The following is a 23,072-nucleotide window of genomic DNA, read 5'->3' on the forward strand; positions in this document are numbered from 1 at the left end:
GGGGCTTTTTTGTTTCTTTAATCAAGCTTGTTTATCTCTAGGTGCTAGCCTGCGTACATAATGAAGCACCCGAAGTCAGATAGGTTTAACCAAATCAAATAGGCTAACTTGTTCAATCAAATGCTGCACGCTACAGAATTTATCCAAAAAAAACGCCACTTGAAGACAAGTGGCGTCGTTGAGTTTCTTTTAACAACTAGACCGAAAATGGATATTTAATCGCATCGTGGCATTGATACCCCACTACTTCAAAATCATCCATGGTCACCCATGTTTCCAAATCTTCGAGAGATTGTATCTTAGGGTTAATTCTGAATTCAGGCTCAGGGAAAGGCTCACGCTTCAACTGAACATCACGCATCAACTCTAGCTGATCTTCGTATATGTGCGCGTTGACAAGCTTGTGATACGCCTTTCCTGGCTTCTTACCCGTTATTTGCGCCATCAATGCTAAGAAAACGTACACTTGAACCATATTGAAATTTAAGCCCAGAGGAACGTCACAGGAGCGCTGTGTACTATTTAAATACAACGTATCACCAAGCAAGGAAAAGTGATGGCTATACATACATGGACGTAAACAACCCATATGAAATTCACCTGGGTTGTAGAAATTCAAGATTTCGCCACGGTCATCTACACCGTTTGTTAAGTCATCAACAATCTTTCTGAGCTGGTCAATGTGCCCGCCATCAGGCTTCGCCCAAGCACGCCCTTGCACGCCGTACACACGCCCCATATCATCATCACCTTTACGATAAGGGTTATTAAGCCATGCGTCGTTTAAGTTTGCGTTCGCGTCCCATGTTTTGGTGCCCAATTTGCGAAAATCTTCCGCATTATCGTAACCGCGAATATAGCCAAGTAGTTCAGCTACCGCAGCTTTCCAGAAACTCTTACGTGTTGTGTCTAAGGGAAACTCTCCCGATGCGACATCGTAGGTCAAATCTGCGTTGATTACGGTTAGGCATCGCTTTCCCGTGCGCTCATTTTCAATCCACGTACCCTCATCGACGATACGCTGACATAACTCTAAATACTGTTTCACTGTAGACCTTAAACTTTAGATTTAACAGGTTGCTTGTTGGCGCTAAATGCCCAACCAATCAATGCTATACCACCAATCACCATTGGTAGTGATAAGATTTGCCCCATGGAGATCCAGTCTCCATAAAGACCAAGATGCGCATCCGGTTCACGGAAGTATTCTATAATAAAACGGAAGCTACCGTAGCCGAGCAAAAATACCCCTGAGACACTACCAGCAGGGCGAGGCTTCTTAATGAACCAGTTGATGATAAAGAAAAGAACGACACCTTCGAGGACAAACTCATACAGCTGCGAAGGGTGTCGAGGAAGGTAGCCACCGCTCGGGAATAATACAGCCCAAGGCACGTCAGTTACACGCCCCCAAAGCTCATCATTCATAAAGTTACCGATGCGTCCCATTCCAAGCCCAAACGGTACCAATGGTGCAATAAAGTCGGTAACAGCGAAAACGGCTCTACCATTTCTACGTGCATACCACGCCATGGCTGCGATCACACCAAGAAGACCACCGTGGAAAGACATCCCTCCTGTCCAGATCTTAAACAAGTAAAGAGGGTCATCCAGAAAAACATCAAAGTTATAAAAGAATACGTAGCCTATACGCCCTCCCAATACAACTCCAAGAAAGCCTGCGAACAACAGGTCTGAAACTTGCTCACGCGTCCAGCCACTGTTTGGCATATCAGCACGACGATTTGCTAACCATAACGCAAATACAAAACCAACAAGGTACATCAGACCGTACCAGCGAAGTGCCAGTGGTCCGATAGAAAAAATAACAGGATCAATTTGAGGAAAGGTGATAAACCCCTGATTCATATTTAGTTCTCTTTACTGTTTCTAAGGGCTGTTGATGTATAAAACTGACATCTGAATCCGCAATGGTTGGGGATAATCACGGCAAAAAATTCAACAGCATCTAAATTGGTAATAACATTTTTCCAGCGATAAAAAGAAGGAAAACAGCGAATATTTTCTTTAATACTGCCGTTGGAAGCTTAGTCGCCCATTTGGCGCCTATACGAGTCGTTAATACAGATGTCGCCACAATACCAAATAATGCCGGCAAGTAAACATAGCCTAAGCTGTATTTAGGCAATCCTTGTGCTTCTAATCCATGTACAACAAATCCCGCCATTCCTGCTAAGGCAATAACACATCCGCAAACCGACGAGGAACCTATCGCTTTGCGCATTTCAACACCATGCCGGCTTAAAAATGGTACGGTCAATGAGCCGCCACCAATTCCAGCTAAACTTGATACAACGCCAATAAGACCACCGCACCCTAAAGTGGTTCCAGCAGATGGCATTGGAGAAGTGGTAGCTGAGCGTAAAGACATCAACATTTGAATTGCCAGCGCCAACACGATAGCCCCAAATATTTTAATAAGGTGCTGAGTGGGGATGGCTTCAGCAATAAACGAACCTGCGAGCCCCCCGATAACCACTCCCGGCATCAACCATTTAATAACAAACATGTCTACGTTTCCTAACCGAAGGTGATTAAGAGCTGATGACCCAGACGTAAGTATGATGGTTGCTAAAGAAGTCGCTAAAGCGATGTGCATAATAAGATCGGTAGAGATATTCGCTGCGGGAAGAAGCCAAAGCAGCGCAGGCACAACAATTAAGCCTCCTCCAATCCCTAACAATCCCGCTAAGACACCGACAACACTCCCCAGCAATAGGAACTGAAAGATTAGCTCTATGTTCAAGTGAACCTCTATTTTTTACCGGCGCGAACGAAACCAGCTAAGTCTTGTGCTTCCAAGTATTCAATAACTTGGTCATGAATATTTTTTCCGTAAGGCTGAGACAACGCACTTTTAGCCAACATCTGTAAATCGGTCACCTTAGATTGTCTAAGTAGATATTTAACACGAGCTACGTTAGCGGTATTCATACTCAGCGAGCGATACCCTAACCCAACAAGTAATAAAGCGCCAATAGGATCTCCAGCCAATTCCCCACAAATGCTAACAGATAAGTTATGCGTTCGACATGTTGCCTCGATTTGTGCCAGAGCTTGAATCACGGCAGGGTGAACAGACTCATAAACTCCCGATACTCGGGCATTGTTTCTGTCCACTGCCAGCAAATATTGGGTCAAGTCGTTGGTACCAACCGATACAAAATCAATTTTATCAGCCATAAATGACAGTAAATAGAGCATGGAAGGGACTTCCAACATGACACCAATTTGTGGTTTTACCACGTTATGATGGGTTTGCGATACCTCATCATAAGCTTGCTGGATGAGTGCCAGCGCATCGTCTAATTCTTGGTTTCCTGACAACATAGGAAGAAGAATACTCAAGTTACTCAAGCCATCACTGGCTTTCAACATGGCACGCAGTTGCATTAGGAAGATATCAGGGTGGTCGAGTGTAAAACGAATGCCTCGCCAACCTAAAAATGGATTGTCTTCTTCAATCGGCAAATAAGGAAGTGGTTTATCTCCCCCTACATCTAGGGTTCGCATAACTACTTGTTTGTTTGGGTAGGTTTCCAAAACCCGTCGATACTGTTGATACTGTTCTTCTTCTGATGGAAAACGATGCTGAAGCAGAAAAGATATCTCGGTACGATATAAACCAACACCATTAACACCTTGGTTCACTGAAATGTTAGTGTCGGCACTCAAACCCGCGTTGAGCAAAACATTTACATGACAGCCATCTTTCGTTTTTGCCTCTTCTTTGAGCTCTCCTTCAACCATTTTAGAAAGCTCAAACTCTTCATCTCGTAACGATCGGTATTCATTAAGAAGTTGGACCGGTGGGTCAACAAAGATCTCACCGCTATACCCATCAACAATACCTGGCTTCCCCGTAAGCTTTTGCGGTGTAACACTTGCGCCCATAATAGCGGGAATACCTAAAGCACGAGACAAAATCGCTGCATGCGAGTTTGCCGCCCCTTCTATTGAAACAACCCCCAAAAGCTTATCTTTGGGCAAGCTTGCTAACGTAGAGGCGGTAAGCTCATTCACGACAAGAATCACTGGCTGGTGGAGCTCAAGCTCTCCCACTTCGTTAGAGTGAAGAAAATACAGCAACCTTTGACCAAGCTCTCGAATATCCTGCGCACGCTCACGTAAGTAAACGTCAGACATTTGAGCAAAACGGTTAGAATACGTCTCCACCACTTGGCGCAACGCCCAATCGGCTCGGTCTCCTTTTTGAATCTGCTCTTTAAGATCATTCCTCAACATAGGATCGTTGAGAAGGTGAGTAAACAAATCAAAAATGGCCAATGTATCTTTGTTTATATCGTTGTCTAGCTTCTTTCTAAGTCGCCTGAAATCCGCCTTTGCACTTTCTATGGCAAGCGCTAACCATTCTTGTTCTTGCTCTACATTTAACGTACTGGCAGGGTAGATATCCGAAAGTTTAGGCTGCGTATCATCCCACCAAAAATCGCCAACAGCGACACCAGGTGAGGCAGCTATTCCTGCCATCTTCTGACTGTTAGCGTCATTCAGTAACCAATGCCCTTGCGCCTGTGCGTGAGCAATAATAACGGCAAGCTGCGCAGAGAGAGTGACGAGAAACGACTCTTCCATCTCTGAAAAAAGTCGAGGGGATTTTTGCTGAATAACAAGTACCCCAAGTACTTGCTTGCGGTGAATAATCGGGGTGCCTAGAAAGGAATGGTAAATTCCCTCCCCAAGTTGAGGAAAGAATTTAAAATTAGGATGAGAAGATACTTCTGCTAAGTTAAGTGGCTCGGCAGTTCTGCGAACCAAACCCACCAAGCCCTCATGATAACCAATATGAATTTTGTCGCCTTCAAACTTTAAGCCTTTAGTGGCCATCAGCTCCAGTCGGGATAACTCATCATTAGCAAAATAAAATGTGCAACACTCAGTTTGCATAGCGTGACACGTTTCTTTAACCAAAACATCCAAAGCCTCATGGATGTGTTCAACTCTAGAAACCTGTTCTACGATATCCCTCAACTGAGTGAGCATTTAGTTATCCTCTCCGATTCTTTCGCTTACCTTTTACTTTTCGTTCTCTGAACGGCATTGCAAGCGTAGCAAACTCTTTCATCGCACGCCGATAAACGTCACGCTTAAACGAAACAACCTGTCTTACTGGGTACCAATAACTGACCCATCTCCAACCATCAAATTCAGGGGTACTGCCACGCTGCATATTGATTCTAGACTCATCACAGTCTAATCGTAGCAAGAACCATTTCTGTTTTTGTCCGATACAAACGGGTTTTGAATCCCATCGTACCAATCGTTTGGGTAGCTTATAGCGTAGCCAATGACGACTGGTCGCGACGACTTTAACGTCTTTTTGAGTTAAACCCACTTCTTCATACAGCTCACGAAACATTGCTTCTTCTGGTGTTTCGCCTTCATCAATTCCTCCTTGAGGGAATTGCCATGAATGCTGTCCGTATCGTTTCGCCCAGAATACCTGACCATGGTTGTTACAAATTACAATTCCCACATTTAAGCGGTAACCATCGCCATCGATCACTGGCTAACCTCTAATATAAATCTCTGTTAAGTGTGATTTTTCCACATATCCCCAATAGGGGCAAACTTACATGTCGCATAATGCGTTTTTTTCTGTCAGACAAGCACCGCACTGGATAAGTTTTCATCAAAGAGGAAGTTATCAACACAGGAATGAGACCAACTCCACATTTATTCACCTTTTCTGTGAATAAGTGTGTGAAGAAACCGATTACAAGACAATTGACGTGATCTAAGATCTTTAAAAGCACCTTAGGTAAGAATCACCAAAAATAACAAAAACTATTGAAATACAATAATATAAGCAATTATTACTTTTGACTATAAGCTGGAATTTTCAATGAATTTAATCCACTCCTCAGATCGGTTAAAGATCAACCACAGGTTTCCTTATCCACACAAAGTGGTTAAATTTTAGCTCAAAGTTAAAATACAGGCAGAAAAACAATCAATAAAACCCTGATTATAGATCCAGTTCTTTTATTTACTTGAGCATTAAACTAAGTTCTGTGGATAAGTTGGGAAAAGATCTTTGGCGTACATTTATAAAAATGTCAGATCCAATTTCGATGTTAAGTCATTCGTTCCATAGTTATGATAAAGTGACTCTTTTATTGCTGTATTCACATTCCATGAAACCCACACCAACATCCGAGCAAGAACTTCATACTCGCGCCATTAATATTGCAGGCTATACGTTAAGTGAGCTAGCAGAAGAAGCTGGAATCTCCGTGCCTGAAAACCTGAGAAGAGATAAAGGTTGGGTGGGCCAATTACTTGAGTGGCATTTAGGGGCAAGTGCAGGCAGTAAGCCGCAGCAGGATTTTATTGATCTTGGGATCGAACTCAAAAGCATTCCTATCAGCCATAAAGGGACCCCACTAGAAACCACATTTGTTGCTGTCGCTCCCTTAATCGGTGTACAAGGACTAACGTGGGAAAATAGCCACATACGGCAAAAACTATCGCGGGTACTCTGGGTTCCTGTTGAAGGCGAAAGAGAATTGCCTGTCGCTGAACGTAAAGTTGGCTTTCCTGTTCTATGGTCGCCCAATGAAAAAGAAGCGCAAATCTTAAAGCAAGATTGGGAAGAGCTGATGGAACAAATCGTTCTAGGGCAAGTAGAACAGATTACAGCTCGTCATGGAGAAGCTCTACAACTTCGTCCCAAAGCAGCCAACAGTCGAGCACTCACTGAAGCCTATGGAGCAAATGGCACGCCAATCATGACACTCCCAAGAGGCTTTTATTTAAAGAAAGGATTCACGCAAAGGATCTTAGAACAGTTTTTTGATCAATGAGCCTTTGAGTATTTGGAGGCGGTTCAATTCGCCGCCCTAGTGAATAGACATCTCAATGTCATGGTAAAGCGCCATGCCACTCTCTCCACATTCGTCATAGACGTTGTGTAGCCTTAAATACGCGGTATGAACCCCCATTTTGTGCAACGCGCTTTTTACCAACTCCAAAGAATCAAAATGCAATGGTTCTTCTTTGCCTCGGATAGGCTCCAACTTGTGCTTATATTCTACCGCCAGCAAATAGCTGGATAGATTGGCACAGCTAATTACATAAATTTTAGGCTCTTTTCCCTGCTCAATATGCTTTGCATGCAACCAATGATTAAGCTGTTCTCTTTGCATAATTCTCTTCCCTGGATCGTCAATTAACCATGCACTCTTTGCAGGTCATCTCTAAAGCATAGACAAGAATCGACTTAATGTTGAACAAATCATTAACAGTTTTTACTTGACCGCATCCATAACAATCAGTTTATAGTGAAGAAAAAATGAGGAATGTATATGCAATTAAAGAAGTTACCGCATTCAACTCTTGAGATCAGTCCGTTGTGTTTAGGTACCATGACATTCGGTGAGCAAAACACCGAATCAGAGGCTTTTTCTCAACTTGATTACGCCTTAGAAAGAGGCATTAACTTTATCGATACCGCAGAAATGTACCCCGTTCCTCCTAACTCGGATACGCAAGGTCGAACAGAAGAATACATAGGAAATTGGATCAAAAAGTCGGGTAAGCGAGAAAAAGTGGTACTCGCGACTAAAGTTGCAGGTCCAAGCGGTGTCCCTTATATCCGTGAAGACATGGCACTCGACTGGCGTAATATCCACCTAGCCATCGACGAGAGTCTAAATCGCCTACAAACCGAATATGTCGACCTCTACCAGATCCATTGGCCGCAACGAAAAACGAATTGTTTTGGACAACTGAATTACCCTTATCCTGATGACCAAAATGACACTCCAATTCTAGAAACCTTGGAAGCCTTGGCTGATGTTGTTAAACAAGGAAAGGTTCGTTACATCGGGTTATCCAATGAAACACCTTGGGGAGTGATGAGTTATTTAAGATTGGCGGAGAAGCACGACTTACCAAGAGCTATCACAATCCAGAATCCATACAACCTATTGAATCGTACGTTTGAAGTAGGGCTCTCTGAAATCGCTCACAATGAAGGTGTTGAATTACTTGCGTACTCACCGCTTGCGTTTGGCGCACTCAGTGGAAAATACTTGAATGATGCGAAACCGGAAGGTGCGCGCTGCACGCTTTACGAACGATTCGTTCGCTACTTTACTCCAAACGGAGTGAAAGCGACGGAAGCGTACGTGAAATTAGCGCAAGAGCATGGGGTAGATCCTGCTCAAATGGCATTGGCGTTTGTGAATCAGCGTCCATTCGTTGCATCCAACATCATTGGTGCAACCACAATGGAACAGTTGAAGAGTAATATCGACAGTTTAGAAGTGGATCTATCAGAAGAGTTGCTAGCGTCTCTGCAAGAGATTGGAGTGCAATACTCCAATCCTTGCCCCTGATTAACAGGTAACGTTTAGATTTTAGGGGCTAAGTACTAATCGAATAAGTACTTAGCCCCTTTTGTTACGTTGGAATTCGCGTTCGTAACAATCGTCTAAGGTGACGAACACGACGTTCCGCGGTGGCTGAAGGTTGCTCATTTGTACCAATTTGGCGACCTTCAGGGTCAAGACCAATATCTTGAAGCAAATGTGCGTTGTGCCATGGAATGTTGTGCTGAGCCCTTTTCACTCTGCGCTTCCACGCACGATCTTCACGGTTAATATCTGCTTTTACTAAAAATGTGGCCAGTTGGATGTAAATAGAGTGACGCATAACTTTTTCTCCAGAAAATAAATATATAGGCTGGAAAAAGCGGTCAAAAAAACAGGATAGATTTTTATAGACTGTCCAAGTTAGACCGCTTCTCCGCGGCCCAAATGGTCACGGATTAATTAACGTTGCTTAGGTGTAGAGGTACCACGGGTATCCATGGCAAGACCTAGATCATTGGCGACACAATCATGCTGTGCGATAAAAATGTTTAGCATTTTGTGCCTCCTACTGTTAACTAATCCAAAATTGAAATGATAAATGGTGACTTGCTGTCACGGTTAAATTCTAACCCCAAGAGGATATATTTCAAGCGCATATTCACGCAGTTTATAAAAAAAGCCAATTCATCTGTATGCAACTTAACCGGAGACTGAATAGCAGAATATATCGCAAATTATGAGTTATATATCAGAACAAAAATTCATATAACTCCTAAATTAAAAGACGATAAGAATACGGTTCACCACTTAAGTATTGTTTTTACCTGCTATTACTCACCTATTTTCTAGTTCTCACTAGCCAATAAAAAAACGCCCACTTAAAATAAGTGAGCGTTTTGTAAAGCAGTCATACTGATTGATGTCAGAATTATGCTCTGGTTTCCGATATGAGATTGTGCTTATTCAAAAGACGGTACATGGTAGCGCGAGAAACACCCAACTCTTTAGCTGCGGGAGTCACTTGACCATCATGCGATTCCAGTACAAGTACTAGCGCATCGCGTTCTGAACGTTCACGAATACTTCGCAAACTTCTCTGGTTATCGGCACGTTTTGGTAAATCCAGTTGAGACTCTTCAATAACGACTGAATCTGACATCAACACAACGCGTTTTATTTGATTCATTAACTCTCGAACATTTCCAGGCCAATGGTGCTGAGTCAATGCTCTTAATGCTTGATCAGAGAAGCTTCTCGCTTGTGCGTTGTACTCACGTGAGTATACGTTCAAGTAGTGATTTGCTAGTACAGCAATGTCACCTGAGCGCTCTTTCAAACTAGGAACATTAATCCTTAACACGTTAAGGCGATGATAAAGTTCTTCGTTGAAGTCATCATCTAACAGGGCTTTTTCCATATCAGAATGGTTAGCAACCAAAATTCTGACATCCACTTCTTTCGCCCCTTCTTTTGTTTCGACTTTTCCTTCCTGTAAATAGAACAGCAAATGCTGTTGCTGAGATAATGGCATGTTCAAAATGTCGTTGAATAAGATGGTTCCTCCATCGGCTTGTTCCAACAGTGGTGACTCTCCCCAGTCGTCGCCTCTGTCGATGCCGAATATGTCCATCTCCATTCTCTGCTCTGATATCGCTCCGCAGTTCACACTAAAAAATGGACCTTTAGAACGTGCCGATGTGGTATGTATCGCTTGAGCGACTTTTTCTTTACCCGATCCTGATTCCCCAAAAATCAAAATGCTGACATCGGTAGGTCCGATTCTTCGAACCTGATCTCGCAGACGTTTTATAGGCATTGACTCCCCAATCATACCCATATCACTAGTTTGACCATAGCTCGGCCAAACTTTCTTCTCCAGTTTCAGCATTCCAAGTTGGTGGCCAATTGTATTGAGAAGTTGTGCGTCTGGTATGGGCGCAGTAAAAAAATCAATACAAAAGTTTACTATGAACTGACATATGGTATCAGAGCTCAATTGAGACTCCCTGATAAATGCCAGCCAACGAACCTGCTTGTGGCTGCTGACTAAATTTGCCAGACCGTTGAGACTGAACTCATCCTGGCTTAAATCAACAATCCCAATGCAAGGACCAATCTCTGAGAACAATGTTTGTGCTTCACGAAGGTCATCACATCGCTGGCAACGCCAACCTACCTGCTCTAATACTGCAAGCCAAGGTTCGTATGTGCCTCCAACAACAACAAGTGAACCCGGTACAGAATCCATTCGGAATTGAGTACCCATTAATACTTCCTTAATCAATCTATATTGTTGTTACGATCTTCATCGTGGTTTTAAGGTGCGTGACGATTTAAAAACGATTTACATATGAATTAATCTTGCGACAATAAAACGTCTCATAGTTAAGACATAGTATAATTTGTTAAACAGTCAAGCAGGAACAGACTAACCAATAACCGTTGTCAATAGTGAGACACATAAAGATAAAGTGAAAAGATCGCTCATTTTGCAGAGCAAAATCACATATTTATAAAATTTCAGCGCTCAAATTAAGATCAAAAAAGCCACCCGAAGGTGGCTTTAATTTTGAGACATAAAATTTTTACTGCTGTGGTCGCATCGCTGGGAATAAAATTACATCACGAATGGTATGCGTGTTTGTGAATAGCATCGCCAATCGGTCTATACCAATTCCCTGACCTGCTGTCGGTGGCAAGCCGTGTTCAAGTGCAGTGATGTAATCCGCATCGTAATACATTGCTTCATCATCACCCGCATCTTTTGCGTCAACCTGAGCTTTAAAGCGAGCGTCTTGATCTTCTGCATCATTCAATTCCGAGAAGCCATTCGCCACTTCACGGCCGCCGATAAAGAACTCGAAACGGTCTGTAAAGAACGGGTTGTCATCACTACGACGAGCCAATGGAGAAATGTCCGCTGGGTAGCCTGTAATGAATGTAGGCTGGATGAGTTGAGGCTCAGCCGTTTCACCAAAGATTTCTTCAAGCAACTGACCACAAGTCCAGAACGTTTCCACTTCAACATGAACGGATTTTGCAATCGCAACCATCTTTTCACGGTCTTGAAGGTCTTCTTCTGTTAGCGCTTGAATGTCTGCGTGCTCTGGGTTGTAGTGCTTGATCGCTTCAAACATACTCATTCGAGCATATTGACCACCAAATTCGACTGTCTCATCACCATAAGGCATAGACGTTGAACCAAGAACATCCAGTGCAACCGTGCTGAGCATCTCTTCCGTTAGATCCATTAAATCTTTGTAGTCAGAGTACGCTTGGTAGAATTCCATCATGGTGAATTCTGGGTTGTGACGAGGTGATAAACCTTCGTTACGGAAGTTACGGTTGATTTCGAATACGCGGTCAAACCCTCCAACAACCAAACGCTTTAGGTAAAGCTCAGGTGCAACACGCAAGTACATGTCAATGTCTAGCGCATTGTGGTGAGTAATGAACGGGCGAGCTGTAGCACCGCCTGGGATCACGTGCATCATTGGTGTTTCAACTTCTAGGTAGCCTTTGCCACTCATGAAGTTACGGATTGATGACACCAACTTAGAACGAACGATAAATGCTTGGCGAGAATCTTCATTTACGATGAGATCAACATAGCGCTGACGGTAACGCATTTCTTGGTCCGTCAAACCATGGAATTTCTCAGGAAGAGGTCGCAATGCTTTGGTCAGCAATTCGTACTCTTCCATATTTACGTATAAGTCACCTTTACCAGACTTGTGCAGTGCACCTGTTACACCGATGATGTCACCGATGTCTAAGCCTTGGTATTTCTCTTTGAGTTCTTTTTGAACCGGCTTTGCTGCGTAAGCCTGAATGCGACCAGATGTTTCCTGAATCACAAGGAAAGGACCACGCTTAGCCATGATTCGGCCAGCAATAGAAACCGTATGATTCAGCGCTTCCAGTTCTTCTTTGCTCTTTTCACCGAACTCCTTCTGAAGGTCGCCAGCCAAGCTGTCACGACGGAAGTCGTTTGGGTGACCGTTTGCATCACAGTTCTTGCGAATTTCATCCAATTTCGCGCGACGCTCTGCGATCAGCTTGTTCTCTTCTTGCGAATGGGCTTCTTGTTGGGTTTCGTTTTGAACAGCATCAGTCATTTTCGATGTATCCTGTCGATTGTCGGTGAAAGCTTACAAACCTGATTTCAGGCTGGCTTCGATAAATTTGTCTAGATCGCCGTCTAGAACCGCTTGTGTATTGCGATTCTCGACGCCGGTGCGTAAATCTTTAATGCGTGAATCATCCAAAACGTAAGAACGGATTTGGCTTCCCCAGCCGATGTCCGATTTCGCGTCTTCATTGGCTTGCTTTTCCGCATTTTGCTTTTGTAATTCAAGCTCGAATAGCTTCGCGCGAAGCTGTTTCATCGCCTGATCTTTGTTCTTATGCTGAGAACGATCGTTCTGGCACTGCACCACAGTATTGGTTGGAAGGTGAGTAATACGCACCGCTGATTCCGTGGTGTTAACGTGCTGTCCACCCGCACCCGACGCACGATAAACATCGATACGAAGGTCCGAAGGGTTCACATCAATGTCGATGTTTTCATCAATCTCTGGGTAAATAAACGCAGACGCAAAAGATGTATGGCGACGACCACCTGAGTCAAATGGCGATTTTCGAACCAAACGATGAACACCCGTTTCTGTGCGAAGCCAGCCGTAAGCGTATTCACCAGAAATACGAACCGTGGCCGATTTCAAGCCCGCGACATCACCTTCAGACACTTCAATGACTTCTGCTTTAAAGCCTTTTGATTCGGCCCAGCGCAAATACATGCGTAACATCATGTTGGTCCAGTCTTGTGCTTCTGTACCACCAGAGCCCGCTTGCAAATCGATGTAGCAATCGGAAGAGTCGTGATCGCCTGCAAACATGCGGCGGAATTCGAGTTTCCCAAGTTTCAGTTCAAGTTCAACCAACTCAGGGTCGATTTCATCGAACGTTTCTTGATCTTCTTCTTCGATCGCTAGCTCTAGAAGACCATCTACGTCTTCTACGCCTTGATCAAGCAAATCGATAGTTTCAACGACTGCTTCAAGAGAAGCTCGCTCTTTACCTAGAGCTTGTGCACGCTCAGGTTCATTCCATACATCAGGTTGTTCTAGTTCTGCGTTAACCTCTTCTAGACGCTCTTTCTTAGCGTCATAGTCAAAGGTACCCCCTCAGGACATTCGTGCGCTCTGTCACGTCCTGTAGGCGGTTTTTAATGGGATTGATTTCAAACATGTCTGCTCAATTTCTGTATAATTTAACCGAGGAATTCTACTGAAAAATGTGACAGAGATACAGGAAAAATTTGCGTAATTTGAGCTTAGAAAATGAAGATGCCCGCTACTCTCAATCAGCAGCGGGACAGGGTTGAAAGGTCGTTTAGGTTACTTAAACTGAACTCGGGATAAGAGGTTAGCTAACCCAATAAAACAAATAAAAATTTTATATCGAGACATTCTAATGAGAAATTTTCACTTAAGACAAGGCGAAACCACGAACCAATAACGGGTTATTGGGAGAGGGTTCAACGCAGTATTCAGTGAAAAGAGCCATTAGAAAGCAAGCTATTATCCCGAGATCAGGTTACTTAGCTTCGATATGGTCGATCATCAATTGAAGTGACTGGTTGCCACGGAACTCATTAATATCAAGCTTGTACGCCAAACGTACCGTTTTTACCGATGCATCTGGCCACCGACGTAAATCCACGTTAAAGGCAATACCATCAATCATAATGTTGGTCGGGTGCCCTTTGTGTAAAGGCTCTAACATCAACTTTAAGTGTTTTTCACCCACCAGCTTTTGATGCATTACTTTGAATTCACCATCAAACAACGGCTCTGGAAAGGCTTGTCCCCATGGCCCTGCTGAGCGCAATGTTTCCGCAACGTGCATGGAAAACTCTTCCGGCTGTAATTCGCCATCCGATAACAAAATGCCCTTTAGAGAGGCTTCATCTAAGTCATTACGAACGGCTTCATCAAATAACTGACTGAACTTTTCAAAATCAGATTCTTTGATTGTCAGACCTGCCGCCATGGCATGCCCACCAAACTTAGCGATCAATCCCGGGTTTTGAGTATCGATTTTATCCAGTGTATCACGCATATGTAGCCCCGGAATGGAGCGACAAGAGCCTTTAATATTTCCTTCGCCACCATCGGCAAACGCGATGACTGGACGATGAAACTTTTCTTTAATACGCGACGCCAAAATGCCAATCACACCTTGGTGCCAGTCTCGTTGAAACAAAACCAAACCGTAAGGCAGTTCTGCATTTTCACCAAACTGCAGCCGCTCACAAAATGCCATGGCTTCTTGCTTCATGCCCTCTTCAATCTCTTTTCGAGTTTGATTCAAGCCATCGAGTTCACTGGCCATGCGTCTAGCCGCATGGATATTGTTACTCATCAATAGCTCGACACCGAATGACATGTCATCAAGCCGACCCGCTGCGTTAATTCGAGGGCCTAACGCAAAGCCAAAATCGGACGCAACTAAACGTCGCGCATCACGCTTTGCCACTTCAATCAACGCTTGAATGCCAGGGCGTGCTTTACCAGCACGAATACGCTGTAATCCTTGGTGAACCAAAATTCGGTTGTTTTCATCCAGAGGAACTACATCTGCAACGGTACCCAACGCAACCAAATCAATCAGTTCCATCAACTTTGGTTCTTGCATACCTTGTGAGGCAAACCAATTGATCTTTCGCATATGCACGCACAGCGCCATCATCATATAAAATGCGACACCCACACCTGCCAATGATTTTGATGGGAATTCGCAGCTTTCAAGATTAGGGTTCACTATGGCATCAGCATTTGGCAATTCATGACCCGGCAAATGGTGATCGGTAACAATGACTGTGATCCCTTTTTCTTTGGCATAACGAACGCCATCAATTGACGAAACACCATTATCCACAGTCATGATCACTTCTACGCCAAGTTCAATCGCTTGATCAACCACTTCGGGGCTTAGCCCGTATCCATCTTCAAACCGGTTAGGAACCAGATAATCAACGTTATGGCTACCTAGCATTCTCAACGCCAACACAGACAAGGCAGAGCTAGTCGCGCCATCGGCATCAAAATCGCCAACAACAATAATCCGTTTTTTCTGTTGAATTGATTCAAACAAAAGTTCAACGGCTTGCGAAATCCCACCCAACAACTGATAGGAGTGTAATGCCTTGGCTGTGGTATCAAGCTGAGCGAGTGATTGAACTCCTCGTGCTGCGTAAATTCGCTGAAGCAGAGGCGAAATAGAGTCGGGAAGAGAGTGAGGTGTATCTTGAGGGCGTCTTTGAATTTCGATCATATATTAGAATTTCAATCAGAGAGAATACGTTTGCCTGAGGTTTCCCTCAGGCATCCGTTTAGTATTAGTTCAGTCTTTCCAGCTGAGCAGTAAGGTCATCTGGTGATAAGTAACCACCAATCACACTGCCGTTGCTAGTCACGATTGCAGGTGTGCCACGGACACCCATTTTAGAGCCTAAATCACGATGTGCGGCGATAGTGCTTAAACACTCTTCCTTTTCTCTGACTTTTTGGCTGAAGCTGCGCTGAAGTTTCATTTCATCCATAGCCGCTTTCTGATCGACAGAACACCAGATTTGTGACATCTGCTGACCGACTTGGCTTTGTACGCCTGCTCTAGGGTACGCCATGTAACGAACCGTAATCCCTTTCTCGTTGTACTCTTGCATCTGACGGTGCAATTTCAGGCAGTAACCGCAATCAATATCGGTAAATACGGTTACAACGTGTTTCTCTTCTTTGGCTTTGTATTCGATCCAGCTAGAAGAGAAGTCGCCAATTTTGTCGGCATAACGCTTAGCAATTACATCAGTAAAGTTGCCTTTGTCGTCTAGAGCGTAAATTTTACCTTGGATAAAGTAGTCGCCTTTCTGTGTAGACAAAAATAGCCCTTGATTGGTTTCTACTTCGTAAAGACCCGCGATATCGCTGTCTGTTACGCTGCTTACTGCCAAGCCCAATTTACCGAATTGCTCTGTAATGGTGCTGACATCTGCATCGGCCGCGAAAAGAGAAAAAGAAGCCAGCGCGCCAGCTGCTACTACACCAAGTTTGCGCAAAAATTGCATGATTTCACCTTAAAAAAATAGTCATATACGAACTACGCCCTTGGGTGGTGTTGTTCGTGAATCTGTTTCAGTCGCTCGGTTGCGACGTGAGTATAAATTTGCGTGGTTGATAAGTCACTATGTCCTAACAACATTTGCACCACTCTCAAATCTGCACCGTAATTCAGTAAATGCGTTGCAAAAGCATGGCGAAGTACGTGTGGTGACAATGCGTCAGAGTCAATATCTGCCAGCGCTGCGTAAAACTTTATTCGATGCCAAAAGGTTTGCCTTGTCATCTGTCGTGCACGTTTACTCGGGAACACAACGTCAGACGATTTTTCGCCTAATATGCTTGGACGCCCTTGCTCTAAAAAGGTTTCAATCCAATCGATGGCATTTTCTCCCATTGGAACTAATCGCTCTTTTCCACCCTTACCCATTACACGAACGACACCCTGACGTAAGCTGACATTTTCCATCGTCAGGCTCACCAGTTCAGTTACTCGTAGCCCAGTCGCATACAAGAGTTCAAGCATGGCTTTATCGCGTAGTTCTATCGGGTCATTTGGATCTGGTGCGTTGAGTAACGCTTCAACCTGCTCTTCACTCAAGTCTTTCGGGAGACGTTGTGGCAATTTAGGGCTAACTAACAAGGCACTAGGGTCATCTGCCCTTACTTTCTCTCTATGAAGATATTGAAACAAACGGCGTATAGCCGAAAGCATTCTCGCTCGAGAGGTTTGCTTAAAGCCTTGGTCCATTAACCAAGATTGGTAATCTTGTAACCCTGAAACGCTGATAAAATCCAAACGGAAATTAGATTCAGCCATCCAATTCAATAATTTAAAAAGATCGTTTCGGTAGGAAGCGAGCGTGTTCTCAGATAGCCCTCTTTCCATCCACATTGCATCTAAGAACTGCTCTATTAAATAGCTATCGGGATGACTTACTTGCGTCATTCTTATCTCTCTTTCTACTTATATCAGTCACAGACTATGTGACACGCGAAAATAATACTATTAAATTCCTCTCAATAAGTATAAATCCTGCAATTCCTTCTCATTTCCCGTTAGAATCTGCCATCTCTACAATCAACAATCACAGATCATGAAAATCGGACTTTTTTACGGCTCTACAACTTTTTACACTGAAATGGCAGCAGAGAAGATTCGCGCCATCATTGGTGAAGACTTAGTGGATATATTTAATGTAAAAGACACACCACTATCATTAATGAACGACTATGATCTGTTAGTGCTTGGAATTTCCACGTGGGATTTCGGTGAAATTCAAGAGGATTGGAGTGCTGTATGGGAGCACATCGATGGCGTGTCGCTAAAAGGCAAACACGTCGCGTTATTCGGCTTAGGCGATCAAGAAGGTTATGGCGAGTGGTTTCTCGATGCGATGGGACTTCTTCATGACGAATTGAAAAAAACGGGCGCTCAGTTCATCGGTTACTGGAAAAATGAAGGCTATGAGTTCGAAGCATCGAAAGCATTGACAGAAGACAAGTCACATTTTGTAGGGTTGGCTTTGGATGAAGACTCTCAATACGAACTGAGTGATTCTCGAATTGAAGCGTGGTGCGAACAGATCCTAGTGGAATACCACGACGCGTTATAAAACTTTCGGTATCTGAATTCCAAACTTCAGTGCCAAATCGACACTAAACATGTATCGGTCGGGTAATGAATCAAAAAGGGGCTGATGAATATCAGCCCCTTATCATTTTTACGAACAACCCAACGATAATTTACGCTGTTTCTTCCGTCAGTGACTTGCGAGATGTTCCAATAAAGAACATACAGATAATGGCTGCAAACGTCGGCATTAACCACGCCATTCCCACCTCAAATAGCGGCAGCATATTAAACGCATTCACATTGATACCCGCCACTTTTGCTGCATCCAACAGTGCGAATACAAACGCAACCAAGACTACAATGCGATACGCCACTTCTGGGTTTGGCAGATGGTTACGAACAAACGCAAGTGCCACTAATGCAATGGCGACAGGGTAGAGTGCAAACAATACAGGAACCGACAATGCAATCAGCTGGCTCAAACCTACGTTAGCCACGACAGCACATGCAACGCCAATGATCACAACCCACGCCTTATAGCTCACAGGTGTAACCGAACTAAAGTAATCTGAACAGGCTGAAATCAAGCCAATCGCTGTCGTCAAACACGCCAATAATACGATAACCGATAGAACCGTTTGACCCGAAGCACCAAACAGAGCTTGGACATACAGACTCAAGATAACGCCACCGTTATCAGAACCCGCAGCAACGGTACCGCTGGTCGATCCTAAATAGAATAGAGACACGTAAACAAACGCTAAACCAACAGCAGCAATCACTGCTGCGCTGATCAAGTACTTCGTTGTTGGACGCGATTCAGTAATCCCCTTGCTACGAAGTGCATCGACAATCAGAATTCCGAACATCAACGCGCCAAACGTATCCATGGTGTTGTAGCCTTCAAGGAAACCCGTGATCAACGGCTGACTCACATAGTCACCTTGAGCAGCAGACTGTACACCTTGAGGGTCAACAAAAACTGACACTGCAAGTGTAATCAGACCAATAAACAGAACAGGCGTCAGTACCTTTCCGATCGTATCGATCAGTTTGCCTTGAGACCAAGCGAAAAACATCGCTACGGCAAAAAACAATACAGAGAAAGTCGTTAAATGAAGCTGTTGTGCGTCAGCAAAAAATGGCTTCACTGCCATCTCATAAGCAACCAAACCAGTACGTGGGGCTGCAAATGCAGGGCCAATGATGATAAAGATAAGCACCACAATGAGTGTTGCTGCTTGTTTAGGCAAATGCTTGGACAAGTGTTCCCAAGACCCACCAGCAACTGCAATAGCAATAATGGTGATCAAAGGTAGACCTACCGCAGTAAACAGGAATCCAGACATCGCTGGAATTAAGTTTTCGCCGGCCAATTGACCCGCTAGAGGAGGGAAAATAATGTTACCCGCTCCTAAAAAGAACGCAAAGAGCATGAAACCCAAAGCGATCACATCAGTTGATTTTAGTTTCTGACTCACTGAAAACCCTTATAATAATCTTGTGTTTGCAAATATTATGAAATTTTATTCTATAAATAAGGGGCGAATAATGAACAAAAGAGAGGTCAGAAACAAGAGTGTGATAAAAAACACAATAATAATTCGACTTTCATATCCTTTTGCAGATATAAACACTATTAAATCTTAATTAATCAGACCATATAACCATTCAAATTAATTATCCTTCTATTAACAAGAATTTAATATAATCCCTTTTTGATACACCTCTTAATCGCGTTAACCCGTTAAGTGAAAAGCAAAGTATGCGTACCAAAACCAAAGATTTTCAATTTAAACAATTCTCTATTTCCGGTGGTCACAGCGGTATGCCAGTGAGCACTGATGGCGTCATGCTTGGAGCATGGACCGCGCTTCCGAAAAATGGATGTATATTGGACATCGGTACTGGCACTGGCTTGCTTTCCCTAATGTGCGCGCAGCGCTCTGCAAGCCGCCTAGAAATTGTGGCTATCGAGCTTGAAGAAAATGCATCCAAAGCTGCTGCATATAACTTCAGTGAGAGCCCTTGGCACTCGCGTTTAACGCTCATCCATGATGATGTACTCAATCACACCTTTTCACACCAGTTTGATGCGATCATCTGTAACCCTCCCTATTTCAATAATGGACAACAAGCGGACGATCGCTCTAGGGCTGATGCTCGTCATACGAATACTCTGGATCATGAAAGCTTACTTAACAAATGCCACTCCTTGCTCGCTACTCATGGCAACGCAAGTTTTATCTTGCCGTCAGTTGAAGGAGAAGCGTTCATCGACCTTGCTTTGAAATCAGGCTGGTATTTGCATTCTCGCTGCGATATTCAAACCACAGAACGCAAAGCCCCCACACGGCTTATGTTGAGTTTGTCTAAGCTGCCATGCAAGACGGTGCGTTCAACGTTAATCATCAATCAAAATGGTCAATACAGCTCTGATTTTGTTGCGCTAACTCAGGACTTTTACTTGAAGATGTAAAAAGCTCATCAGAAAATACATTTTATCTAAACGCCGATGAGTATATAATTCGCGCCCAAATATTTATTCGCACGCTTGTGGAGACCCACTGTGATCAGAACTTTTGCTGAACTCGATTTAGATCCAAATTTGCTGGAGGCCATTGAAGAGATGGGGTATGAACGCCCAACTCAAATTCAGGCTGAAGCCATTCCACAAGCACTAGACGGTCGCGACATTTTAGCTTCTGCGCCTACTGGTACAGGTAAAACAGCCGCATTTGTCATTCCTGCGCTGCAATACCTGCAAGACTTTCCGCGTCGTAAAGCCGGCCCAGCGCGAATTTTGATCCTGACTCCTACTCGCGAATTGGCAATGCAGGTTGCGGATCAAGCGAGAGCATTGGCGAAAAATACGAATTTAAAGATCTTCACCATCACGGGTGGTGTTCAGTACCAAGAACATGCCGACATCCTTTCCACTACTCAAGATATTGTGGTTGCGACACCAGGTCGTTTAATGGAATACATTGAAGCGGAACGTTTTGACTGTCGTGCTATTGAATGGTTGGTATTGGATGAAGCCGACCGCATGCTGGACATGGGTTTTGGCCCGACCGTTGATCGTTTGTCTTCAGAGTGTCGCTGGCGTAAACAATCCATGCTGTTTTCCGCGACCTTAGAGGGGCGTGGAGTTGAAGGTTTTACTGCCGATCTACTCAAAGAGCCTGCAGAACTGGATGCCGAACCTTCACGTCGCGAGCGCAAAAAGATTACTCAGTGGTATCACCGTGCCGATACCATGGATCACAAATTAGCTCTCCTTAAGCACATCATAACTGAGCAAGCAGAGCGCTCCATTGTCTTTCTTAAAACACGCGATCGCCTTGCGGAGTTACGTGCGCACTTAGAAAGCGCGCAGATAAATTGCGCTTGGATCCAAGGTGAAATGCCACAAGATCGCCGCAACAATGCCATTCGCCGTTTCCGTGACGGTGAAGTTAATGTGCTTCTAGCCACCGACGTTGCGGCCCGCGGTATCGATTTACCCGATGTTTCTCATGTAATTAACTTCGACATGCCGCGAACTGCTGACGTATACCTTCACCGCATTGGGCGAACCGCTCGTGCTGGTAAAAAAGGAAATGCGCTCTCTATTGTTGAAGCACACGATCAACCAATGTTAGATCGCGTTGCTCGCTATACAAAAGAAGACATAAAAGAACGCTTTGTTGAAGGCTTGAGACCTCAGCATAAGAAGCCAACTTTTAAGAAGAAGAACAAAAAGAAAGCGGCAAAAAAAGCAGAAAAGAAAAAATCAGGTGTTAAAAAGAAAAAGTAATACTGTCAACGATCGACATTATTTTTGAAAGAGGTCGCGATGAGCGACCTCTTTTTGTTTTCGAATAGAAAGAAATGCCCGTCTAATCGCCTAAAGGCTGCCTATCACCACCACCGCGATGCGAATCCAACGCAACTTTTAATCGACGAAGGCGATCACGAGAACGGCGTTTATGGCTGACGGCTAACTCCATAGAAAGCACATCCACCAGTGCCAACATGGCGTAGCGAGAAGCTGAGGGTTTGTATATAAAGTCGGTTTCTTGCGTCACAATAGGCAGAACGATATCGCAGACTTTCGCGAGTGGGCTTCCACTGCTCGTGATTCCAATAACCTTCACTCCATATTGCTTGGCCGTCTCAGCCACCTCAATAATCGCTGGCGTATACCCTGTCACCGACATCACTATCAACAGATCATTACTATCAGCAGTCGCGGCAACCATCCGTGCGAGCAACCCATCATTATAAGCAGTCACAGGATATCCCAAGCGAAACAGCCGATGTTGGAACTCTTGTGCGACCATAGTAGAACCGCCCCCCATCCCTATTGCTAATGTCTGACGGGCTCCATGGATCCACTCAGCACATTGGCGGATATCCTCTTCATTGATCACTTTGCGGTTCATATCCATTGTATGCTTTATGGATTCATAAACACCTTGCATACCGGTCTGATCAATAGGCTCATCAATAAAACGTTGCCCAACAGCTAAAGACTGCGCCAGTTTAATTTTCAAATCACGCACATTACGACATTCGACGGCTTTGGCAAACCGTGTAATGGTCGCTTCACTCACGTTGGCTTGTTGTGCCATCTCGGTAATACTGGCATTCGCCGCCGACGATAGATCATCAGCAATGTAATTGGCGACTTTCTTTTCAGCGTCTCGTAGGCTGGAATACCGTTCGCTGATTTTAGAAAGAATATCGATATCCACAGACACGTAACGTTCTCACTTTTATTGATTGCTCAGGATCGTTGATCCTGACATTTTATTAGTTAGATATTTTCTAACAGAATTGAACATCTTGCCATACTCTACCGATGCTCAATGAGCGCTGGGTCACTAAATAGCCTTACTCGGACCATCAGAATTGTTACATTTCAAAAAAGCAAAATTCACACGTTAAATCCAATTTTATTCATAATAATTAATAAATTAAAAATACTCGCCACAAACTCGTCAAATTTTAATTTGTGATGTTAATCAAATA

Annotated in this window: 20 protein-coding genes; 5 read left to right on the plus strand and 15 right to left on the minus strand. The window is 43.9% G+C overall.

Annotated elements, in window-relative coordinates; all coding sequences use genetic code 11:
- Positions 1 to 196: 196 nt before the first annotated feature.
- The 5 genes from LDO37_RS15200 to rppH form a co-directional block, all read right to left on the minus strand.
- The gene (locus LDO37_RS15200; RefSeq protein ID WP_126606183.1) at positions 197 to 1,048 is read right to left on the minus strand and encodes a thymidylate synthase; all 852 of its coding nucleotides are present in this window, start codon (positions 1,046 to 1,048) and stop codon (positions 197 to 199) included.
- Between the two features lie 8 nt (positions 1,049 to 1,056).
- Positions 1,057 to 1,869 (minus strand): prolipoprotein diacylglyceryl transferase, encoded by an 813-nt coding sequence (gene lgt, locus LDO37_RS15205; RefSeq protein ID WP_126606184.1) that lies wholly within the window; start codon positions 1,867 to 1,869, stop codon positions 1,057 to 1,059.
- 100 nt (positions 1,870 to 1,969) lie between these two features.
- Positions 1,970 to 2,767, minus strand: a complete 798-nt coding sequence (locus LDO37_RS15210) for a sulfite exporter TauE/SafE family protein (protein WP_126606185.1) — start codon at positions 2,765 to 2,767, stop codon at positions 1,970 to 1,972.
- Between the two features lie 8 nt (positions 2,768 to 2,775).
- Positions 2,776 to 5,025: a phosphoenolpyruvate--protein phosphotransferase gene (gene ptsP, locus LDO37_RS15215; protein ID WP_126606186.1), complete on the minus strand. Its 2,250-nt coding sequence runs from the start codon at positions 5,023 to 5,025 to the stop codon at positions 2,776 to 2,778.
- Positions 5,026 to 5,029: 4 nt separating this feature from the next.
- Positions 5,030 to 5,548 (minus strand): RNA pyrophosphohydrolase, encoded by a 519-nt coding sequence (rppH, locus tag LDO37_RS15220; RefSeq protein WP_101112344.1) that lies wholly within the window; start codon positions 5,546 to 5,548, stop codon positions 5,030 to 5,032.
- Positions 5,549 to 6,179: 631 nt separating this feature from the next.
- Between rppH and mutH the strand changes: the two genes are divergently transcribed.
- On the plus strand, positions 6,180 to 6,848 hold the full coding sequence (gene mutH / locus LDO37_RS15225) for a DNA mismatch repair endonuclease MutH (protein ID WP_126606208.1): 669 nt from the start codon (positions 6,180 to 6,182) through the stop codon (positions 6,846 to 6,848).
- A gap of 36 nt (positions 6,849 to 6,884) precedes the next feature.
- Here mutH and LDO37_RS15230 read toward each other — a convergent pair whose 3' ends face one another.
- Complete coding sequence (locus LDO37_RS15230; protein ID WP_101112345.1) at positions 6,885 to 7,190, minus strand: DUF6482 family protein; 306 nt, start codon at positions 7,188 to 7,190, stop codon at positions 6,885 to 6,887.
- 159 nt (positions 7,191 to 7,349) lie between these two features.
- On the opposite strand from LDO37_RS15230, the gene LDO37_RS15235 reads away from it, so the two are divergent.
- A complete protein-coding gene (locus LDO37_RS15235; RefSeq protein WP_126606187.1) occupies positions 7,350 to 8,384 on the plus strand; it encodes an NADP(H)-dependent aldo-keto reductase in 1,035 nt (344 codons plus the stop codon).
- A gap of 64 nt (positions 8,385 to 8,448) precedes the next feature.
- On the opposite strand, the gene LDO37_RS15240 is transcribed toward LDO37_RS15235, so the two are convergent.
- From LDO37_RS15240 to xerD, 7 genes are all read right to left on the minus strand, one after another.
- The gene (locus LDO37_RS15240) at positions 8,449 to 8,700 is read right to left on the minus strand and encodes a DUF1127 domain-containing protein (protein ID WP_101112347.1); all 252 of its coding nucleotides are present in this window, start codon (positions 8,698 to 8,700) and stop codon (positions 8,449 to 8,451) included.
- Positions 8,701 to 9,288: 588 nt separating this feature from the next.
- On the minus strand, positions 9,289 to 10,626 hold the full coding sequence (gene vpsR, locus LDO37_RS15245; RefSeq protein ID WP_126606188.1) for a cyclic-di-GMP-binding transcriptional regulator VpsR: 1,338 nt from the start codon (positions 10,624 to 10,626) through the stop codon (positions 9,289 to 9,291).
- Positions 10,627 to 10,945: 319 nt separating this feature from the next.
- Positions 10,946 to 12,478, minus strand: a complete 1,533-nt coding sequence (lysS, locus tag LDO37_RS15250; RefSeq protein WP_101112349.1) for a lysine--tRNA ligase — start codon at positions 12,476 to 12,478, stop codon at positions 10,946 to 10,948.
- 33 nt (positions 12,479 to 12,511) lie between these two features.
- A protein-coding gene (gene prfB, locus LDO37_RS15255) for a peptide chain release factor 2 (RefSeq protein ID WP_101112350.1) occupies positions 12,512 to 13,610 on the minus strand; the annotation gives its coding sequence in 2 pieces (ribosomal slippage) (positions 12,512 to 13,534 and positions 13,536 to 13,610; 1,098 coding nt in all).
- Between the two features lie 348 nt (positions 13,611 to 13,958).
- On the minus strand, positions 13,959 to 15,698 hold the full coding sequence (recJ, locus tag LDO37_RS15260) for a single-stranded-DNA-specific exonuclease RecJ (protein ID WP_126610337.1): 1,740 nt from the start codon (positions 15,696 to 15,698) through the stop codon (positions 13,959 to 13,961).
- Between the two features lie 64 nt (positions 15,699 to 15,762).
- Positions 15,763 to 16,488, minus strand: a complete 726-nt coding sequence (locus tag LDO37_RS15265) for a thioredoxin fold domain-containing protein (protein ID WP_126610336.1) — start codon at positions 16,486 to 16,488, stop codon at positions 15,763 to 15,765.
- A 32-nt stretch (positions 16,489 to 16,520) separates the two neighbouring features.
- Positions 16,521 to 17,429, minus strand: coding sequence for a site-specific tyrosine recombinase XerD (gene xerD / locus LDO37_RS15270; RefSeq protein WP_126610335.1), 909 nt, complete (start codon positions 17,427 to 17,429; stop codon positions 16,521 to 16,523).
- A 148-nt stretch (positions 17,430 to 17,577) separates the two neighbouring features.
- Between xerD and fldB the strand changes: the two genes are divergently transcribed.
- On the plus strand, positions 17,578 to 18,096 hold the full coding sequence (gene fldB, locus LDO37_RS15275) for a flavodoxin FldB (RefSeq protein ID WP_126610333.1): 519 nt from the start codon (positions 17,578 to 17,580) through the stop codon (positions 18,094 to 18,096).
- A 130-nt stretch (positions 18,097 to 18,226) separates the two neighbouring features.
- Here the strand turns inward: fldB and brnQ are convergent, their stop codons facing one another.
- The gene (gene brnQ, locus LDO37_RS15280; protein ID WP_126610331.1) at positions 18,227 to 19,537 is read right to left on the minus strand and encodes a branched-chain amino acid transport system II carrier protein; all 1,311 of its coding nucleotides are present in this window, start codon (positions 19,535 to 19,537) and stop codon (positions 18,227 to 18,229) included.
- Between the two features lie 284 nt (positions 19,538 to 19,821).
- On the opposite strand from brnQ, the gene LDO37_RS15285 reads away from it, so the two are divergent.
- Positions 19,822 to 20,535 carry a tRNA1(Val) (adenine(37)-N6)-methyltransferase gene (locus LDO37_RS15285; protein WP_126607514.1) on the plus strand — a complete coding sequence of 238 codons (714 nt, stop codon included), beginning with the start codon at positions 19,822 to 19,824 and terminating at the stop codon, positions 20,533 to 20,535.
- Positions 20,536 to 20,625: 90 nt separating this feature from the next.
- The gene (gene srmB / locus LDO37_RS15290) at positions 20,626 to 21,855 is read left to right on the plus strand and encodes an ATP-dependent RNA helicase SrmB (RefSeq protein WP_126607513.1); all 1,230 of its coding nucleotides are present in this window, start codon (positions 20,626 to 20,628) and stop codon (positions 21,853 to 21,855) included.
- 82 nt (positions 21,856 to 21,937) lie between these two features.
- On the opposite strand, the gene LDO37_RS15295 is transcribed toward srmB, so the two are convergent.
- Positions 21,938 to 22,801: a MurR/RpiR family transcriptional regulator gene (locus tag LDO37_RS15295; RefSeq protein WP_126607512.1), complete on the minus strand. Its 864-nt coding sequence runs from the start codon at positions 22,799 to 22,801 to the stop codon at positions 21,938 to 21,940.
- Positions 22,802 to 23,072: the final 271 nt, after the last annotated feature.

Origin of the sequence: Vibrio penaeicida (assembly GCF_019977755.1) — a bacterium.
GTDB lineage: Bacteria > Pseudomonadota > Gammaproteobacteria > Enterobacterales > Vibrionaceae > Vibrio > Vibrio penaeicida.

Coding starts and splice junctions, on each gene's coding strand:
- lgt (WP_126606184.1), bottom strand. CDS start 1,869: ATGAATCAGGGGTTTATCACCTTTCCTCAAATTGATCCTGTTATTTTT.
- ptsP (WP_126606186.1), bottom strand. CDS start 5,025: ATGCTCACTCAGTTGAGGGATATCGTAGAACAGGTTTCTAGAGTTGAA.
- mutH (WP_126606208.1), top strand. CDS start 6,180: ATGAAACCCACACCAACATCCGAGCAAGAACTTCATACTCGCGCCATT.
- LDO37_RS15230 (WP_101112345.1), bottom strand. CDS start 7,190: ATGCAAAGAGAACAGCTTAATCATTGGTTGCATGCAAAGCATATTGAG.
- LDO37_RS15235 (WP_126606187.1), top strand. CDS start 7,350: ATGCAATTAAAGAAGTTACCGCATTCAACTCTTGAGATCAGTCCGTTG.
- LDO37_RS15240 (WP_101112347.1), bottom strand. CDS start 8,700: ATGCGTCACTCTATTTACATCCAACTGGCCACATTTTTAGTAAAAGCA.
- vpsR (WP_126606188.1), bottom strand. CDS start 10,626: ATGGGTACTCAATTCCGAATGGATTCTGTACCGGGTTCACTTGTTGTT.
- lysS (WP_101112349.1), bottom strand. CDS start 12,478: ATGACTGATGCTGTTCAAAACGAAACCCAACAAGAAGCCCATTCGCAA.
- recJ (WP_126610337.1), bottom strand. CDS start 15,698: ATGATCGAAATTCAAAGACGCCCTCAAGATACACCTCACTCTCTTCCC.
- LDO37_RS15265 (WP_126610336.1), bottom strand. CDS start 16,488: ATGCAATTTTTGCGCAAACTTGGTGTAGTAGCAGCTGGCGCGCTGGCT.
- xerD (WP_126610335.1), bottom strand. CDS start 17,429: ATGACGCAAGTAAGTCATCCCGATAGCTATTTAATAGAGCAGTTCTTA.
- fldB (WP_126610333.1), top strand. CDS start 17,578: ATGAAAATCGGACTTTTTTACGGCTCTACAACTTTTTACACTGAAATG.
- LDO37_RS15285 (WP_126607514.1), top strand. CDS start 19,822: ATGCGTACCAAAACCAAAGATTTTCAATTTAAACAATTCTCTATTTCC.